This is a genomic window from Nonomuraea sp. NPDC049480 (genome assembly GCF_044465905.1).
GTDB lineage: Bacteria > Actinomycetota > Actinomycetes > Streptosporangiales > Streptosporangiaceae > Nonomuraea.
Window position 1 is genome coordinate 63,205 of the sequence record NZ_JBITMD010000041.1, and the last position, 18,546, is coordinate 81,750.

The window sequence follows — 18,546 nt, forward strand, 5'->3', positions numbered from 1 at the left end:
GCCACCTACATCCACATCCCTGGTGACCGGGCCTTCTCACTGTCCGTCGTCGCCCTCGAAGACGGCTTCCTCACCGAACTCGCGCAATTCGGCCCCGAGCTGTTCAACCTGCCCGACACCGTGAGCCCGTGCACCAGGACACCAGCCCCGGAGACGCCCAGTGCCCGCAGCCAGCCGTCCAGGACGCGGCTGGGGTCCACCCGCCGGGCCTCGTCGTAGCCCTGCAGGTCGGCGAAGAGGACCCCGCCGGGGAAGCTGTCAAGCGCGCGATGCGCGGCGTGGACGGCGAGGGCCGTCTTGCCGACCCCGCCCGGGCCGCCGGTCGGCGGCGGGCCGGTGATATCGCGGGCCTGGATCACCGCCCCGTGGAAGGTGCCGCCCTCGATCGTGTTACGCGTCTCGCCCGCCCCGGTGATCGAGGCGGGCTCCGCGGCGGCCTGCGGCGGGGTGGGCGAGGCGGCCGCGTCGCGGCGGGCCAGCACCACCCCGTACACCGACACCCCAAGCCCGGCCAGGCCGACGAACGCCCCGATCACGCTGGCCAGCTGATCGGCTTGCGTCAGATGGGCCGGATCGAGCCTCATTGTACGACGGTGGTTTGCGTGATACGACGGATCTCGCGAGCGATTGTCGAGGTAAGAGAGCGCTTAGCCTGCTCTAAAGGGCACGAGTAGGAGCAGAGATGCTCATAGGCTGGTTATTGTGCATTTTTGGCATAGTCGGCATCGTGGCCGATGTTCGAACCCCGCATGTCCCCCGATCAAGGTCCTAGGGCTGCATGCTGACGCCCACGGCTGCCTAACAAGCAAAAGACCTGCGGCAGAGAACCGCAGGTCAGATGGCTATATGCCTGGTGCGAAGAGTGCCCCCGGCAGGATTCGAACCTGCGGCACCCGCTTTAGCCTCGATCTTTCGTGATCAAGGATTGGTCGGCTGAGCGGTCCGGCTGAGGGTTGATTGCGGGTGGTGGTCAGTCCGCTGGCCCGGCTGTCGCGTCGGGTGGGCGGGGTTCCACGGGCCCGCGGGTGTCCTTTCTTGGTCGTAGGGGCGGCTTGTGTCTGGTCAAGGTGGGGCCGGCAGGGCTTGCAGGCGGGTCAGGGCGGTGAGGATGTCACGGGCCCAGGGCCATCGGGCGGCCAGGCGCAGGCGTACGCGCCGGCCGCCGCGGACCAGCCGTCCGGCCACGGCGAACAGTCGTAGGCGCAGGCGTTTGGGCTCGTAGCCGCGGGCGGCGGTGCCGGGCAGGGCGAGCATCTGCATCCAGGTGAGCAGTTCGCAGGCCAGGGCGACGAGTTCGCACCAGATCTGGTTGCGGGCGAAGTGGTGCAGGGGCAGGTTGGCCAGGCCGGTGTCCTTGGCGCAGCGGATGCGGTCTTCGGCGCGGGCTCGGCGGCGGTGGCGCAGCTCCAGGTCGGCGAGCTGACCGCGGTTGGTGTCGGTGACGAAGCAGGTGACGCGGCATCCGTCGACGTCGGTGAAGCGCAGTTGGGCGCCGGGGTGCGGACGCTCTTTGCGGGCGATGACCCGCATCCCTTTGGGCCAGCCCGACAAGTTCAGCAGCCCGGTCAGCTCGGCCACCCAGGCGCCGGGTCGCACCTGCCGGTCGGCGTCGTAGGCGGGCGTCCATGCGCTTGCGGGCAGGCGCAGGACGGCCTGCTGGATCTCTTCGGTGAGGGTGAACCCGATCGAGTACGACAGGCGGCGTCCCGGTTTGGTGAGCCAGGACAGGAACTCATGGGTGCCGCCGCCGGAGTCGGTGCGGATCAGCACCTGGCGCCGGCGGTGCTTGGGCAGCTGGGCCAGGACCAGCCGGGTGGCGTCGATGTGGTCGGCAGCGGTGTTGGAACCGGCGTTGCCCGGCCGCAGCAGGATGGCCAGCGGTTCACCCGAGCCACCCGCGCCGTGATCGGCGAATACGGTCATCGGGTGGAAGCCGAAGGTGTGTTTCCAGGTTGGAGCGGCGTGTTGTTTGTCGGAGTGGGCGATGACGATGGTGGCGTCGAGGTCGATAGGGATCAGTTCGCCGTCGCTGCCGGGCGCTGCGGATCCGGCCAGGTCCCAGGCGCGTTCGCGGGCGATGGCGCGGGCCGCGCGCAGGGCCTTGAGCGCCCTGGTCTCGTCGCAGGCGAGCCGGTCGATGAGACGGGAGACGGTCGGGTCGGAGGCGACGGGTCCGAACAGGTCGGGCTGGGCGCGTGGTAGGGCGATGTCTGCCAGGCAGTCGCCGCCGAGCGCGAGGGCGATGGCCAGGTCGGCCACGATCTTGCCGGGGTCATGCATCGCGCGTTCGGGGCGCCAGCGCTCCAGTTCGGCGGACAGCGCCCGGTCCAGGCCGGTGAGGTGCAGGGTCTTGAGCAGGAGCAGACTTCCGGCATGCGACAGCAGGCCGGTGCCGTCGGCGGAGGCGGTGATGGTGCGGTGGGAGGCGATAGTCTTCACGTGAAAAGTGCTTCTTGATCTGGTGCGGACAGGACTCTAGACAAGCCCCATCCTCCCAGCTCAGAAGCACTTTTCTCATGTAGTCGATCAACCCTCGCGAAATTCATCGCGAAAGCCCGAGGTTAGGAGAGCGCGGATCAAACTGTATGTTCACCTAGTTTGAACTGCAGTGATGCCTTGGAAGGCTCTCGCGGCTCGCTTGATCATCCCGCGTATGCCCCGCGCGTGTTGAGCCATCACCGCATCATGTCCTGCGCGGCTGCTCGTCGAGGGTGGGAATTTGTTGGCTGAGCAAGGCTTGCTGCAGGTAACGGGCTCGTTGCGCTGAATCTGTAAGACTATCGGCGATACGTCGTACACGGCCCTGGACGTCGGCGCGCAGCCACATGACAGTCTCCCGGTTGTCACCAACGGCTTCCAGCACCTCTGCAGCATGGTGGAGGACCTCTTCCGTGCGTAGCGCGGGTAGGTCTCCCATCCGCCGAAGAATGTCGACGGCATCTCGGGCCAATGCTGCGGCGGCCTCAGTCTCGCCACGCAGATGACGGATCCTGCTGACCAGGGACAGCGCCGCGATCTCACTCCGGATCATGCCTGTTCGCCGGGTCTCTTTGATGGTGTCTTCGGCCAGTTCCAGCGCCTGGTCCAGCAGGACTGGATCGGTGTCGCCAAGCAGAAGTAGCACCTCGGCGTAGAGGTTACGGACGATGGGGACGAGGTTGAGCAGCCAAGTTTGCTCGGTTTCCCGCCATGCCTCCGCAAGCATCGGCTGACAGGCGTGCCTGCGGGCTGGGTCGAGTGCCATCAGCCGAGCGAGGAGGGCGCTGTTGTAGGCGTGCCAGCCGCTGAGCCCGCCACGAGTCTCCTCGAAGGAAAGAGCTTCCCGCAGGGTGTTCTCCGCCGCGTCTGCATCCCCCATGGCTGAGTACAACTGAGCAAGGTAGTTGAGCGCGATAGGGAGTTCCGCATTGAGCGGATCCGCGCGGAGGTGTTCCACACATGCGGTGAGGTGTACCAGTGCCGTCCCAAAATCCCCCGCATCGAAGAGATTCACCCCTAACTGCATGTCGGTGAGATTGCGGGCGTGGCGAAGGACGGGATCGGACAAGTTGCGTAGCCGGGGGTCGGTCTCGTAGAGCCGTTGGGCTTCCCGGAGCACCGTGAGGCCACCGATCAAATCGCGCTTTGGCAGCTGACGTCCGTACTCGGCGAGGGCGACGAAGAGTGCTAGAGAATCATCAGTGTCTCGGGCGAGTTCCACCGCTAGCTTTAGCCTGTCCAGTGAAGGCACTAGTCCCTGGGTGTGTAGGAGGACTTTGCCATGAAGCATGACCGTGCGGGCCGTCAGGGCAGGGTCGCCGCAGCGGCGAGCCGCCTCCTCTGCCTGTGCAGCTAGACCTTCCAGGTCGTCGCCCTTGGGACGCCGCCGTGCCTGCCAGTGGATCTCGGTGAGGTTGAGGAGAAGCTCTACGGCCTGCGCCATCAGAGAGTCCCGGTGAGAGGCTCGCTCTGGCAGACGCTCGATCTCGTGGACCGCGAAGCGACAGAGTGTCTCCGCCTCCGCAAAGGACAGACCATTGACTGCCACATCCTTGGCCAGTCTAAGGTGCTCAGTTCCAGAGGCTGGATGCGGGGCGCCCGAACGGAAGTGGCGGACGCAATCGAGCCGGGCTTCCAAAGGAAGTTCATAGCCGAGTGCCATTAGCCCTTCGGCGATCCGTGTATGACGTTGCCGACGCCGGCCGGGGCTCTGCTCTGCATACAGTTCCTTCTGAAGAAGAAGATTGTTGAACTGATAGCAGTCGGCATGGGTCGCCCAGTCGGGATTCGGCGCCGCTGTGATAAACCCGCTTTCCCGCGAGAGCCAGTGAAGCCTGTCCTGGACCTCCTGTTCCTCTAGATTGGCCGCTCGGGCAACAAGCGGAGCTAGGAATGTGGATCCCTGGGTAGCAGCCACGACCAGCAATTCCCGGTCAGAGGTCTCCAGGCTTGCCAACGGCTGTCGAACCGCTCGACGCAAGGCGTCTGGCAGTGGGCCGTCGAGCCCGCCATCGGTACCGATCAATGGCAGGAACTGAGCGACATAGGCAGGTCGCCCACCGGTGAGCTGGCTTAGCCAGGCGGAAATCGACGGGGCGATATCCTGGCTATGGTAAAGGCGCACGAGTTCCGCCACGGCGTCGTCCGGCAGACCGCCGAGGGTGATCTGCTCCAGGCGCCCCCGCAGTTGCCACCGGTCGAGGAACTCCCTGACAGTTGCTCCTTCGGCTGGTGGACCGCTGTCCTGATCCGTTTCGTGAACCAGCACAACGCCCACCGGATGGCCCCAGAACTGCTCGATGAAATGGTCAAAGACAAGTAGGCTGCTGGGGTCGATCCACTGCACATCATCGACCATCACCAATGCCGGCCCAGATTTCACCAGAGCATCCACCAATGCCGACGCAAGACCATGGGCGAGGCTTTGCCGGTACGGCAATAAACTGTCCCCCTGCACAGAACCGGAGTCAATGGCAGCTTGGGTGATCTGCGCCGCGGCTGCAAGGGCTGGACCCACTATAGGCAGAGACCCTACGAGCTCCGGTAGATGCTGCACAGTCGCATACTTGATGCGCCGGGCGGCCCTCGGCGGATGAAGAGCATTGAAGATAGCCATCACTGGCCCGTAGGCATTGGCCTCACCGACAAATGCCTGACACCTAGCACGAATCACCTGGAGAGCCGGTTCCGCGGTGCGTAACTGTGTAAGACGTGCGACTTCATCGAGGAGGGCGGACTTACCAATCCCGAGTGGACCTTCGACTACAAGAGCACGGCTTTGCCCTCGGCAGACGTCTTCCGTCAGCTCCATCAGTGTGCCCACGTGTTCCACCCGGTCGACAAAGGCGATGCTTCTCATATGTCCTCCATACGTCGACCAGAGTCCACTGCGCAAGGTCTGCTGTTGAGCGCCCGTGACGGCGCTGTTAAGCGGAGTGGAGGGCACCCTCGGTTTCGTCTGGTGCCGGCGCAGCGGGAGCGTAGCCGTTTGGTCTGGCCGGTGCGGAAGCCGTAGGCGTCGCAGGCGCCGCTTTGATCACGCGATTGGAGCCTTCGGAGTCGGCGTTGGTGATGCTGGTCTGGACGAAGGCGAGCATGCTTGGCCGCATCGGCATCCCCTTCTCGCCATGTGGAACGCCAAGGAAGACCTGCTGGACCTGCTCGCCTTGGCTCGTACCGACCCCGACCGCACCGACATCGTGGCCGCCTGTTCGCTCGACCTGCCGGGGCTTGTTGTCCATTGGGGCAGCACGCCGTGATGATGAGTCACATGGGCGGGGACGGTCGGAGACGCTGGGCGGCGTCGCCAGTGGCGATGGTCGCGATTCCGGTGGCGATCGGGCTGATGGGCAACCTGGCGACCAGCACCGTGGAGATAGAGGCGTGGTGGTGGGTCCCGCTCACCTGGACGGTGACCGCTCTGCTCGTCGGGGCGGCCCTGGTGAGCCAGATCGCGCAGTCCCGCCCCGCCGACAGCAGCGCCCCAGAGGGTATGCCTGCCACGGTCGTGTCCACGGCGACCGTCAAGGAGAGCGATCCGATCGCCTTGGGCGTGCATCCGGCGATCGCGCTGGACCCGGCCATCGACAGGCCTGAACTGTCCCAGAAGCTCCCGACGTACGTGCAGCGCGACCACGATCGGCTCCTGCGGCACGTCCTGGACAGCTCGGAACCGCCCGCACTGGTGATGCTGGTCGGCACTTCTTCGACCGGAAAGACACGCAGCGCCTACGAGGCTATCGCGAAATGCCTGCCTGATTGGAGGCTTCTGCATCCCCTGCACGCCACAGACCTGCTGGCCACTCTTGAAGCAGGAGTCGAGCCGCGCACCGTCTTGTGGTTGAACGAGAGCCAGATCTACTTCGAGGATGACCATGGTGAGGCCGCTGCGGCGGAGATACGTCGTCTCCTCGCCGTGACCTCGGAAGTCGTCGCCATCGGCTCCATGTGGCCCGAATACTGGTTCGCCTACACCAGGCCGCCGCGGCCGGGCACGCCCGATTCTCACTACCAGGTGCGGGCGCTGCTGGAACTCGCGACGAAGATCTCCGTCCGAGACGCGTTCACGCCTGCCGAGCTGAAGAATGCGCACCAGATCGCTGAGCGTGATTCCCGATTGGCCACCGCCCTGACGGCACTGGACAACGGATACGGGGTCACACAGACCTTGTCCGGCGGGCCCGATCTCATGAGCCGATGGGAGGATGCTCCAGACCCGTACAAACGGGCGGTCGTCAACGCCGCGATCGACGCACGCCGGTTGGGGCACCTTAGCCCGCTGTCTGTCGAACTGCTGCGCAAGCTCAGTGCTGCGTCGCTGAACGGGCCGCAACGTGCCGCCGCTCCGCCAGGATGGTTCGAGGACTCGTTGGGGTACGCGTGCGAGCCGCTCAGAGGAGGCATCTCTCTCCTGACGGCGACGTCGCGAGCGGAGAATCGCGTCGAAGGCTACGTGCTCGCGGACTTCATTCACCAGCAGGGCCGTGAGACGCGTCGCTGTTCGCCGGTCTCCGACGAGATGTGGCGAGCGCTGGCCGTCCATACCGGCGATGCGGACGACCTTGAGCGTTTGGGCGCATCTGCCTCCGGCCGTGGACGCTACCCCCAGGCGCTCGCATTGTGGTGGGCGTCCTATGCCCGCGGCAGGGTTTCCACGTGGTCGCAGCTGTGGCGGCTGCTGGGACAGATGGGCAAGTCACGCGAAGCTGAGGATGTGCTTCGGCAAGCCGCCGACTCTGGGGACGTCCATGCGCAGCGATTACTGCTCGCCATGCTGCGGCGGGCACGCCGCGGCACGGAGATAGAGCAGGCACTACGTGGCATGGCCGCCAACGGTAACCCGCAGGCCGAACGCGAACTCGCGATCTTGCTGCACAACGGCGGACAGAAGCGAGAAGCCGAGCAACTGCTCCGGACAGCGTTCCAAAGGGGAGACCGATCCGCCGCAAGGCTGCTGTTCATCCTCCTCCAACGCCTCGGCCGGACGAACGAGGCGGAGGAGATCAGACGCCTCCTCGAAAGCCAGCCGGTCGTGACGCCAACCCGTCGCCGGCCTGAACTGTCGACGTGGCAGCTGCTCGAACGCGACATGAGGGCGGCCACGGCGTTCCCCGAGGCAATGAGCGCATTGCTGCACCTGCTGCGCCAGAGGCGTCCCGGATTCGACGGCGAGCGGCTGCGACGGCGGATGATGGCCGGCCAGTTCAACCAGGCGATCAAGGAACTGGCTGGCCACTTCGAGGATGAGCCCATGAGGGGCAAGGCCCTTCGAGTCCTGGACGATGTACGAGCCGCCCCGGAAAAGGATCCGAGCCTTGGCCTGCTGCTGGCGGAGTTGCTGCTCAAGGACGACCACCAGGCCGAAGCCGAGCATCTCCTGCGTCGCTTGGTCGATCTGGACTATCAGGCGCTCTCGGCTCTCGCCGACCTGCTGACGAAGTCAGGCAGGCGCGAGGCGTGTGTCGAGGTCCTAAAGGCTGGGATCGGACTACATGGTGCCAAGGCCCGCTACTTGCTGGCGCAGGTGCAACGCGACCTCGGCAGGGACGAGGAATCCGATCGGCTGCTGCGTTCGGCGGCGGCGGAAGGAGTCGATGCGGCGATTCAGGAGCTCGTGCGGCGGCTCCTCAAGGGCGGACACCTTGCGGAAGTTGTGGACATGGTGACAGCAGCCTCGCGGGCAGGCCGAGCCGACTCGGTGCGGCGGGCCGCCGTGCTGCTCTTTAACGCGGGGCGGACGGAAGAGGCATTGAGCCTGTTGCGCGATGCCGTCGTGTCCTGCGGGAACGCCGAAGCCCTGCCCCTTCTCGTGCTCATGTTGACACGAACGGACCGTACGGAGGAGGCGGCTGCGATCTCGCGCCGGGGTTTGACGTTCGACGGGTCGACCGTCTCCGAATCTAGTCGTAAGTAGCGCTTGAAACGGTGCCGACAGTGCCATCGGCTGATGGCGATGTAGGTTCCACGGGCCGGTCCCCTGGCAAATCATCACGTTCGGTGGTGCCAGACATCCCCTGTAGGAGAGCGGAGGTCAATCTAGGAGAGCGGAGGTCAATCAATGCACATGAGGTGCTTGAGCTGGGCATATAGGCCATGTGATGCGAGGGCACACAAGATCACCACGGCAATGTCCCCGGTCCGGTGGCAAGAGTAGCGGGGTCCTTGTCGCACCGCGCACGCTTGTTAGACGGTGTTACCGCTCCTCCACCTGTCTCTGTGGAGCAGGGCAGAGAAGACGTCTGGACATTGCCTGGGAGGCAGCAAAGTGCAGCCTGGCCATACGATGGAAGAGGGATGCGGAGGTCTCTCTGTCTCGGATTGCTAGATCGTATTGGGCGATGATTGGGCCTGTGTCTGCGTCATGTTCGAGCGTCCAGTGCGGACAAGGCAGGGCGGCGGATGGGTGCCGATCGACACCACGCTGGCCGAGCAGGGCGGCAAGCTGCGGCCCAAGGCTCTCGCCGAGGGCGCGCTGGTGGAGCTGTCCGCCGGTGGTACGGATCCGTTCGTGAAGATGTCCGCCGATGGGAAGTCGTACGCGTTGCGCTGGCCGACGCCGCTGCCGAAGCCGGCGGTCAAGGGCAGTGTGGCCACCTACACTGATGCCGCGGGTGTAGGTGCTGACCTGGTGGTGACGGCGTTGCCGACTGGGTTCCGGCATGAGGTGGTGCTGCGGCAGCGGCCCCCCAAGCTGGTGGAGCTGCGGATCGGCGTCGAAGACGCTGGTCTGACCCTGACCGAGGGCAAGGGCGGCCGGCTGCTGCTTAAGGGCAAGGACAAGAAGCTCGTCGCCTCGGCGGCGCGGCCGGCCATGTGGGACGCCAGCGCCAAGGGTCGCCGTCCGCTGGCCAAGAGCGCCGAGGTCGCCACCGAGGTGGCCGCCGGTGACAGCCGCACCGAGCTGGTGCTCAAACCCGACCACCAGTTCCTGACCGATCCGGGCACCATCTACCCGGTCCGGATGCAGCCGATGGCGGTGTCCACGATCAGCGAGGACATCGCGCTGTTCAGCACGGACACGGTGGACTGGCCGGCGTCTCCGGACAGCGCCATCCTGATCGCCGGTGTGCAGTCCGGCCAGAAGGTACGCTCCCATCTGCGGTTTAACACCGGGAGCCTGCAGGGCCAGACGGTGACCGACGCGAAACTGTCGCTGTTCAACATGGACAGCTCGGCGTGCGGGGCGTCCGTCGGTGACGGGTTGCAGGTGCGCCGGGTGACGAGCGCCTGGGACGTCAACAACCTCTACTGGGCGAACAAGCCGACCTCGACCACCGAGGACGCGCAGATCAACAGGGCCGGTTACGGCGTCGGATGCGCCGATGGTGCCAAGCCCCTGGAGTGGAGCGTCACCGGCATCGCCCAGGACTGGGCCGCCGGGGCCGCCAACCACGGCCTGGTGGTGCAGTCGCCGGCCGAGGCCAATACGGGCAACTGGCGCTATCTCACGGCCTCGGAAGACATTGACTTCAACGTGCCGCCCAAGCTGACCATCACCACCAGCGGACCGGCCTCGCAACCAACCGTCTCCGCCCCGGCCATCACACCGGCGCAGACGGTGAACGGCACCACGGTGACGACCTCGCTCACACCGCAACTGGCCGCGACCGTCGCCGACACCGCGAGCGGCAACCTCACCGGCCAGTTCGAGGTCGAGCACGACCCGGCCACCACCGGGCAGGGCACCGGCCAGATCTGGACCGGCGCCTCACCGGCGGTTACCTCCGGCGGCCAGGCCACCGTCAGCGTCCCCGCAGGGAAGCTAACCGACGGCTGGAAGATCCGCTGGCGGGTCCGCGCGGCCAACGCCGCCGCGTCGACCACCTCAGCGTGGTCGGAGTGGCAGACGGCCACGGTGGACGTGCCGAACCCCACGGTCGGCGCCTTCCAGGTCACCCCCTCGCAGGTGGTGAACGGCGTCACCGTGACCACCAGCCTGACCCCAGCCCTGCACGCCACGGTCACCGACCCGGCTGCCCAGCCAGTGCGTGCCGAGTTCGAACTCGAGCATGACCCGGCCGCACCCGCCGGTCAGGGCACTGGCCAGATCTGGGCCGGCGCCGTGGACAACGTCGACTCGGCCACTCAGGCGAGCATCGCTGTCCCGGCGGACAAGCTGTCCGACGGGTGGAAGGTGCGCTGGCGGGTCCGCGCGGTCAACACCGCCACCACGGTCGGCTCGCCGTGGTCGGACTGGCAGGCCCTAGCCGTGGACGTGCCGGACCCGGTTTCCGAGCCGGCCGTGGGCGCGCTGCAGGTCAGCCCGTCGGAGCAGGTGGACGGTGCCACTGTCACTCCCACCGTCACTCCGGCGTTGCTGGCCCAGGTGAGTGACCCGGCAGGGAAGCCGCTGCGGGCCGAGGTCGAGGTTGAACACGACCCGGCCGCCCCCGCCGGTCAGGGCACTGGCCAGATCTGGTCGGGCAGTGCCGACAACGTCCCTGCCGGCGCCCAGGCGAGCATCGCTGTCCCGGCGGACACGCTGTCCGATGGGTGGAAGGTGCGCTGGCGGGGCCGCGCGGTCTCGGCCACCGCGGCGTCGGCCTGGTCGGAGTGGCAGTCCTTCGCCGTCAGCCTGCCCAAGCCCACCGCCACCGGCCTGACCATCACCCCGTCGAAGGTGGTGGACGGCGTGACGGTCACCGACACGCTCACCCCAACGCTGCAGGCCACCCTCACTCACCCGACCGGCCAATCGCTGCGGGCCGAGGCCGAGATTGAGCACGACCCGGCCGCACCCAACGGTCAGGGCACCGGCCAGATCTGGGCTGGCGCTGTGGACAACGTCGCCTCGGGCACTCAGGCGAGCATCGCTGTCCCGGCGGGCACGCTGGCCGACGGCTGGAAGGTGCGCTGGCGTGTCCGCGCGGTCGCCGGCGACGCCTCCTCGGCCTGGTCGGACTGGCAGCAGATCACCGTGGACGTCATCCAGCCGGGCGAGGAGCCCCTGGCGCAGACGACCGAGCCGGTGATCCGCACCGATCAGAGCTTCACCGCCGCCGCGTGGCTGCGCTGGAGCGACAAGGACGGCCACTACATCGTCACCGACCAGCGAGGCACCCACCACGCGCCGTTCCGGCTGGGCAACACCGCCGAGCATGGTTTGGTGTTCACCTTCACCAACGCTGACGCCACGGATGCGACGGTTGAGGGTGTCCTGTCGGGGGTCGAGCCGCCTGTCGATGAGTGGTTCCACCTGGCGGGAACCTATGATGCGACCACCCGGACGGCCACCCTGTACCTGAACGGGACACAGGCCGGGACCGCGCAGTTGTCCTTCCCCGCCTGGAACGCCCAGGCCCCGCTGCGGATCGGCGCGGCGATGGCCGGGAGCATCGACGAGGTCCAGATCTACCAACGCCCGTTCAGCGCCGACGAGGTCGCCAGTGTGATCGCATCGGTCACGGCCCCGGCACCTGTGGCTGCGACCGCACCGCAGAAGACCGCGTCGACCCAGGCTGCGGCTCAAAGCGGCGACTTCGATTACAACCGCCTTAAGCTGGAAGATTGCATGGCAAGTCCGAGCGAAACTGGCTATGCGGACTATGACTCTCGTATTCGGGAGCTGCCTTACAACTCGTGCTGGTCTGCGTACCTCTACGTCCAGGATTTCGAACAGGACCCCGACTCAGGGAACTGGCGGAAGGCGAATGCCAGGGGGGCGGCTTCGGGAACCTCAGCGTCGAAGTCGTGGGGCAAGCAGATCCTGGACGAAATCTTGGACGGAGTCACAGAACCATTCGACGACGACGACGCGTTCCGCTTTCGCGCTACCTGGATCATTCATAGCTACCTGGGCGACCAAACCGGCAATGCAGTGGTGGACGGCGCAGGGACCAGCCTGAAACCCACTGACCTGAAGATGTTCGTCCGCCTTGACGATTTCGCCGTCGTCGATAAGGACGGGCGAGTCAAATATTCTGCGGGTCAGCTGAGCGGTCTGCCCATCCAAGTAATGGTGGACCAGGGGTCGTCCTCGCCCACCACCGACTGCGGCGACGCCGCGGTGACAACAGCAGACGTATCGGAATGGCGCGCCCACCCTGACGCGACGGCCATCTTCCATCCAAAGCTGCCCGCCTCTGGCGTTGCCGTCTGTTCGATATTGCCCGCCGTGAACATCTACACCGACGACGGAACGTTCACGCTGTACCTCTGGAACCAGAAGGTCCTGGACGAGAGCGGCAAGACCATCGGCATCCGTCGCCACGGCAGCGACAGTCCCTACGACCGCAAATGGGTGCCGAACTTCCGCTGCGACAGAAAGGTCTTCGGCGCCAAAGATCCGGATGTCGAGGACCGCTTCGGCGGTTGTGTCAACACCAGAGCGAAGCGCGTATGGGTCATGTCTAAGAGCAGGGACACTCAGTGGACACAGATTACCGAACATATCGAAGCTGCGCTGAACCCCAGCAACAAGCAAACCTTCCCGCCGCGTAGACCGGGCCATGACTGGTCACAACCGTCATACCCGCCACCGCGCAACGTTCCTGGCAAAGAGCCGGAGGACAAAGCAATACCCGGTGACTGGGCTGCACCTAGGGACGCCCCTGCGGGCCGTCCGCTGACGCGAGGCACGGCAGGGGTGACCAATACCGAGAATCGCAAACATTTCCAGCAAATCGACCTGCATATGGATGTGGGAACTCCTGAGGAGAACCACTGGCTGCTGGCGAACGTCGCGAAACCCTATTACATCAACCTGTGCAAGTATTACGAGCGTGATAAGTATCCGAATCCGGACAGGCCTCTAGTCTTGCCTTACAAAAAGACTCTGAGCTGCGACGAGTACCCATTTGCTTCCGTAAAAGAAGGTGCCGCAACCGCTCAGGGGAACTACTCACTGCGGGTAGTAGGCACAGAGGCCAACAGGCTGCACGGATCCGCACTCAACAAGTTCAACGCGGACTTCCGCGTGGGAGAGGGTAACAAGTTCTGGGTGCTCATCGAAGACTAGGGCCGGCTAGGCGCTAGCTGCTATGATCGACGGGGTGGGGATCGTATATCCGGTTCCCACCCCATTCGTCTCCCACATAAAACGAATCGATCTGGAACGAAATCTCCATATGAAAATTTTCCCCACTGAAGGGCAAAAAGAGCTGTTGGTTGAGCATGGACTCCACGGCTCGTTCGCGGCGACATGGGTCAACATCGAAGACATTAACGAGGTGGCCAGACGCCTCGAAGTTGCACCGGAAGCAACAGCGACATGCGATTTCCCGACCGCCATGCGCTCATATGAGCCTAGTGCCGGGACGCAACGGGTCTGGATAACACGACATGCACCCGGATGGTCCCATATTCTCACTCTGAGCGGCGCAATGCCTTCGTCGGAAATCCTTAGCCTCAATCGCCATCGCGCTTTTGAACTCGCATGCAACGGGGGGATAGACGAAATCTATCCTCTGTCTTACACATATGACGGGGTATCCGATGAAGATTTCTTCGAAGTTCTCGAATACACGTCATATTGGGATGACCTCGAATCCAGGCCATTCATGCCAACGGCAGAAGAGCTGGAGCAGTACCTCATCATCATGGGCAGAATCGCTGGGCGATTCTACGACCGAGAATGGTTTGCATCACTAGGCCTGCTGTGCACGCTTCCTTAATATTCCAGCCGAACTTATCGATCTTGGGCTGTCGCCGCCGGTAGTGGCTTTGGCGAGCACGGGCTTGATGGCGTCGTCGCCGGTGTTACCAGTGCAGGATGCGATCTTCGTCGATGGGTGGCCGGGGCAGCACCGCGAAAAGGCGGCGGATCTCGTTCGCGGAGATCGCGCCGAGCTGGCCGGTGGGACGGGTTCGGTTTTGAGCGCGGCGCCGGTGACCGCGAGGATGGCCAAGGCGAGCATGCCCAGGATGATCAGGGCCAGAGTGTTCTCATGTTGTGAAACCGAGTAGCTGGAGGCCATCGGCGGGGTGGCTGCGGTAGTGATCGGTGGCGGCGATGTTGGTCCAGCCGATCGGGCGGGCGCGTCCAGATGTCTCTGCTCGTCATCGGTGAGGGTGGCGGGGTTGCGCAGCAGCCACCCGGTGGCTTGCCGCACCGTGGGTGGGGAGGGTGATGTTCCGATCATGAGATCCAAGGGTGGGCTGTTCAGCCGCCAGAGTGGCCGTGAACTGTGAGCGACCTCGGGAAAATGCCGCCAAGATCATCCCGCATCTCTCCCGTGATCAAGGTCCTACGGCTGCATACGGGTGCCCGCAGTGGCCTAGCAGGGGCCGGAGAAGCAAAAGACCTGCGGCAGAGAAACCGCAGGTCAGAGGACGAAATGCCTGGTGGAGAAGCGTGCCCCCGGCAGGATTCGAACCTGCGGCACCCGCTTTAGGAGAGTGGAGGTTCCTTCGCCTGTTCAGATAGCTTGAGCTGCGCAAATGGCCCACGTGGCGCCTGAGTCAGGCAAGATCATCCCCCGCATATCCCCGGCTCTCGATCGCGAGAGCAACCGTGGGTCCGCATGAGACGAGGACCCCGTAAGACGGCAGTCAGCCAAGATCTGGTGCCCCAGCCGGCGAGCTTGGTTGCCGTCTAATCGACGCCCTGAACGCCGCCGTTGGGGCTCGCCGGACTCATCCGCGTCACCCAATCGATGCAGTCTACGTCGCGTACCACCGTGCACAGAAGACCAGTTGCACGCCGCGTGAGGTGACTGACGTCTCCGGCAATTATCTGCGTCGAAGGCTTCGAGCTGTCGCCCGAAATCCGGCGAGACTCAGTCCGCCTCAGGCATGAAGGTAGGTAACGGGTTCGTCACTCTGGGGCCTGCTCGTCCTGCTTTCGGAGACTCTGAACAAATGTCGAAGGCAACGGCAAGGGTGGAGCGCGCGCCAGGTTTGCGGCTGTGGTGTGGTGTAGCAATCATCGCAGCTGTGATATTGGCAGCCTCGCTGGGGGCAGGGCTGATCTGGTTCCTCGCCGACCCGCTGGACCTCTCGAAGGAAGTGCTAGAGGTGCTGGATCAACGGGCCAGTGTGGTTGGCATGCTTACGGGCATGTTGCTTGGCGCCACTGGGCTCCTGATCGCAATGGCGGCATTGCGAGCACAGCTGCGAACCGAACACCAACAGGGGCGGGTCATCGAGTCTGACATAGCGCGGGACCAGTCCAGAATGCAGCCATCGACACCGCCAGAGCTATCGCCCGAGCCAACCGGCGAGCGCGGTGACTCAGAAAGTGAGCAGGGACGTAGTTACGGCGGAGACCACATGGAGTTTCACCACAACACCTTCCATGGCCAGGTCATCGGCAAGCAGGTGACCAGCCCAGAGCATGTTCGGACAGAGGCGGAAGGCGATGAGCGGCGCTGAGGGCGACCACATCGAGTTCCACCACAACCGCTTCACCGGCAAGGTAGTCGGTGCCGAACACCATCACCACTATCCGCCCAGGGCGGAGCTGGATCCGATCGTCGAGGGCGACGTCCCGCAACGTCCGTCCGATTTCCAGCCGCGCCCGGAGCTGCTACAGCAGCTGGCGAGCCTGCTCGGCGACCAGGCCGCTGGCCAGTGCAGGGGGGGCGAGAGCGGCGGAGCAGTCGCGGTCTGCGCGCTGGGGGGTACGCCTGGGGTGGGCAAGACCCTGTTGGCTGCCTCCTACGCCTGGGCGTGCCAGGCCGCACGATGGCAGGTGGTGGCCTGGATCGCCGCCGAGACCACTGAACAGATCATGGCCGGGATGGCCGCCCTAGCCGATCGGCTCGGTGAACGCCGGCCCGATGACGACGTTGTGGCTGCCGCCGCCCGGGCCAAGGCGTGGCTGGCTGCCACGAACCGGCCAGCGCTGCTGGTGTTCGACAACGCCACCGACGTGGCACTGGTGCGTAGCTGGTGCCCGGCCACCGGCGCCACTCGTGTCATCATTACCACCCGTAATCGCAGCTTTCTACGCGCCTACGCGCCGCTCGATGTCGGCGTCTTTACTCCCGCTGAAGCGAGTGCGTTCCTCCATCGGCGCACCGGTTTGACGGATCCCGCAGGTGCCGCCGAACTGGCGGATGAGCTTGGGCACCTGCCATTGGCGCTCGCCCAAGCCGCCACGGTGATTGCCCGGCTCCGGCTCAGCTACAGCGGTTATTTGACTCTCCTGCGCGGTGTCCCCCTCAGCAACTATCTGCCCGCCCAGACCGGAGACGCATACCCGTCCGGCACTGCCGAGGCCATCGTGCTATCGATCGCCCAAGTTGAGGAGACTTTGCCCTTCGCCGGGCAACTACTGGCGATTCTGGCGGTGCTGTCGCCGACAGGCATCCCATTGACGGTGCTGTACCACCTGAGTGACACCTCCGGCGCCGAGTCGATCGGGCTTCGCGAGATGCTCGCCGACCTGTCCGACACCTGTCTGATCACCTTCAGTGACGATGGCAATGCGGTTCTGATGCACCGGCTGGTCCAGCGGGTCCTGCGCGACTGCGCTGCACACCAAGGCGATCTTGCTACCGTCCTCAACGAGGCAATCGCGCTGCTTGGCGCCTTCGCGGCGACCCTGCCCACGGGGGCCCGCGCCTGGGAAGCCCGCGACGTAGTTGAGATGCTCGTCGAGCAGGTCGACGTCCTCTATCGGCGCTTCCGCACCGATGACAACCACCCAGCCGAGCTCCTGACACTCCGCTCCTTGTGCGGCCGATATCTGTATGACCTGGCCGATCTCACCCGGGCGATCCCCCTGCTGCAGCAGACCCTCGCTGATCGCGAACGGGTGCTTGGTGCCGATCATCCCGACACACTGAACTCCCGTAACAACCTTGCCTATGTCTGTCGGAAGGCGGGTGATCTCACGCGCGCGATCCCGCTGTACGAGCAGGCGCTCGCTGATCGCGAGCGGGTGCTTGGTGCCGAGCACCCCGACACCCTGACCTCTCGTAATAACCTCGCCCTCGCGTACCAGATGGCAGGTGATCTCACGCGCGCGATCCCGCTGTACGAGCAGGCGCTCGCTGATCGCGAGCGGGTGCTTGGTGCCGAGCACCCCGACACCCTGAGCTCCCGCAATAACCTCGCTGTCGCTTACCAGGATGCGGGTGATCGCACGCGCGCGATGCCCCTGCTGCAGCAGGCGCTCGCTGATCGCGTGCGGGTGCTTGGTGCCGATCATCCCGACACCCTGAGCGCTCGTAATAACCTCGCCGTCGCTTACCAGACGGCGGGTGATCTTATCCGTGCGATTCCGCTGTACGAGCAAATCCTCATCGACCGCGAGCGGGTTCTCAGTGCCGATCATCCCGACACCCTAACCTTCCGTAACAACCTCGCCTTCGCCTATCTGGAGGTTGGTGATCTCACGCGCGCAATGCCCCTGCTGCAGCAGGCGCTCGCTGATCGCGAGCGGGTGCTTGGTGCCGAGCACCCCGACACCCTGAGCTCCCGCAACAACCTTGCTGGCGCCTACCGGGCAGAGGGTGATCTTATTCGCGCGATTCCGCTGTGCGAGCAGACGCTTGTTGATCGCGAGCGGGTGCTTGGTGCTGATCATCCCGATACCTTGACTTCCCGCAACAACCTTGCTGGCGCTTACCAGGACGCGGGTGATCTTATTCGCGCGATTGCGCTGTATGAGCAGACGCTCATTGATCGCGAGCGGGTGCTCAGCGCCGAGCACCCAGAGACCCTGAGCTCCCGTAATAACCTCGCCGTCGCTTGTAAGACGTCGGGTGATCTTACGCGTGCCATCTCGCTGTGCGAGCAGACGCTTGCTGATCGCGAGCGGGTGCTTGGTACCGATCATCCCGACACCCTGACCTCGCGTAACAACCTTGCCACCGCGTACAGCGAGGTGGGTGATCTCACCCGCGCGATACCTCTGCTGCAGCAGACTGTCACCGACTGCGAGCGGGTGCTCGGCGCCGACCACCCGAAGACGCGAGTAGTCCGGAGAAATCTCGCGGCAGCTCTCGCTAGTGATCCTCCCCGGTCTCCTAGATTGTGGATGCGGCTATTAGGGCAAGGGCGAACTGCTCAGTGAGCTTTCATCGGCGGCGGTGCCTGTCAAGATCTTTGAGACAGCTTCTTGCTATTCGGACGCTATGAGCGCTTGTGGGGTCGGTGGGTTGATCCACGCGGCGGTGGGGA

At 64.8% G+C, this 18,546-nt stretch carries 9 protein-coding genes and 1 tRNA gene; 6 read left to right on the forward strand and 4 right to left on the reverse strand.

Annotation, left to right across the window (positions count from 1 at the left end; translation table 11 throughout):
- Positions 1-5: 5 nt before the first annotated feature.
- The 3 genes from ACIBX3_RS56610 to ACIBX3_RS56620 form a co-directional block, all read right to left on the reverse strand.
- The gene (locus tag ACIBX3_RS56610; RefSeq protein ID WP_397129130.1) at positions 6-584 is read right to left on the reverse strand and encodes a hypothetical protein; all 579 of its coding nucleotides are present in this window, start codon (positions 582-584) and stop codon (positions 6-8) included.
- A gap of 478 nt (positions 585-1,062) precedes the next feature.
- Positions 1,063-2,439 carry an IS1380 family transposase gene (locus tag ACIBX3_RS56615; RefSeq protein WP_397129131.1) on the reverse strand — a complete coding sequence of 459 codons (1,377 nt, stop codon included), beginning with the start codon at positions 2,437-2,439 and terminating at the stop codon, positions 1,063-1,065.
- Between the two features lie 244 nt (positions 2,440-2,683).
- Positions 2,684-5,338: an ATP-binding protein gene (locus ACIBX3_RS56620; protein ID WP_397129132.1), complete on the reverse strand. Its 2,655-nt coding sequence runs from the start codon at positions 5,336-5,338 to the stop codon at positions 2,684-2,686.
- 268 nt (positions 5,339-5,606) lie between these two features.
- On the opposite strand from ACIBX3_RS56620, the gene ACIBX3_RS56625 reads away from it, so the two are divergent.
- The 4 genes from ACIBX3_RS56625 (at position 5,607) to ACIBX3_RS56640 (ending at position 14,090) form a co-directional block, all read left to right on the forward strand.
- Positions 5,607-5,738 (forward strand): hypothetical protein, encoded by a 132-nt coding sequence (locus tag ACIBX3_RS56625; RefSeq protein WP_397129133.1) that lies wholly within the window; start codon positions 5,607-5,609, stop codon positions 5,736-5,738.
- 50 nt (positions 5,739-5,788) lie between these two features.
- Positions 5,789-8,392 (forward strand): tetratricopeptide repeat protein, encoded by a 2,604-nt coding sequence (locus ACIBX3_RS56630; RefSeq protein ID WP_397129134.1) that lies wholly within the window; start codon positions 5,789-5,791, stop codon positions 8,390-8,392.
- A 489-nt stretch (positions 8,393-8,881) separates the two neighbouring features.
- Positions 8,882-13,435, forward strand: a complete 4,554-nt coding sequence (locus ACIBX3_RS56635) for a LamG-like jellyroll fold domain-containing protein (RefSeq protein ID WP_397129135.1) — start codon at positions 8,882-8,884, stop codon at positions 13,433-13,435.
- A 22-nt stretch (positions 13,436-13,457) separates the two neighbouring features.
- Positions 13,458-14,090: a hypothetical protein gene (locus ACIBX3_RS56640; protein WP_397129136.1), complete on the forward strand. Its 633-nt coding sequence runs from the start codon at positions 13,458-13,460 to the stop codon at positions 14,088-14,090.
- Between the two features lie 684 nt (positions 14,091-14,774).
- Here ACIBX3_RS56640 and ACIBX3_RS56645 read toward each other — a convergent pair.
- A tRNA-Arg gene (locus ACIBX3_RS56645) sits at positions 14,775-14,840 on the reverse strand.
- Between the two features lie 436 nt (positions 14,841-15,276).
- On the opposite strand from ACIBX3_RS56645, the gene ACIBX3_RS56650 reads away from it, so the two are divergent.
- Together ACIBX3_RS56650 and ACIBX3_RS56655 are read left to right on the forward strand one after the other, a co-directional pair.
- A complete protein-coding gene (locus tag ACIBX3_RS56650) occupies positions 15,277-15,789 on the forward strand; it encodes a hypothetical protein (protein WP_397129137.1) in 513 nt (170 codons plus the stop codon).
- Positions 15,776-18,439 (forward strand): tetratricopeptide repeat protein, encoded by a 2,664-nt coding sequence (locus tag ACIBX3_RS56655; protein WP_397129138.1) that lies wholly within the window; start codon positions 15,776-15,778, stop codon positions 18,437-18,439. Before ACIBX3_RS56650 ends, ACIBX3_RS56655 begins: the two co-directional genes overlap by 14 nt.
- Positions 18,440-18,546 lie beyond the last annotated feature (107 nt).

What these genes read in the sequence shown, in the direction of transcription:
- ACIBX3_RS56610 (WP_397129130.1), bottom strand. Translation starts at nt 584, where the DNA reads ATGAGGCTCGATCCGGCCCATCTGACGCAAGCCGATCAGCTGGCCAGC.
- ACIBX3_RS56620 (WP_397129132.1), bottom strand. Translation starts at nt 5,338, where the DNA reads ATGAGAAGCATCGCCTTTGTCGACCGGGTGGAACACGTGGGCACACTG.
- ACIBX3_RS56625 (WP_397129133.1), top strand. Translation starts at nt 5,607, where the DNA reads ATGTGGAACGCCAAGGAAGACCTGCTGGACCTGCTCGCCTTGGCTCGT.
- ACIBX3_RS56640 (WP_397129136.1), top strand. Translation starts at nt 13,458, where the DNA reads ATGATCGACGGGGTGGGGATCGTATATCCGGTTCCCACCCCATTCGTC.
- ACIBX3_RS56650 (WP_397129137.1), top strand. Translation starts at nt 15,277, where the DNA reads ATGTCGAAGGCAACGGCAAGGGTGGAGCGCGCGCCAGGTTTGCGGCTG.
- ACIBX3_RS56655 (WP_397129138.1), top strand. Translation starts at nt 15,776, where the DNA reads ATGAGCGGCGCTGAGGGCGACCACATCGAGTTCCACCACAACCGCTTC.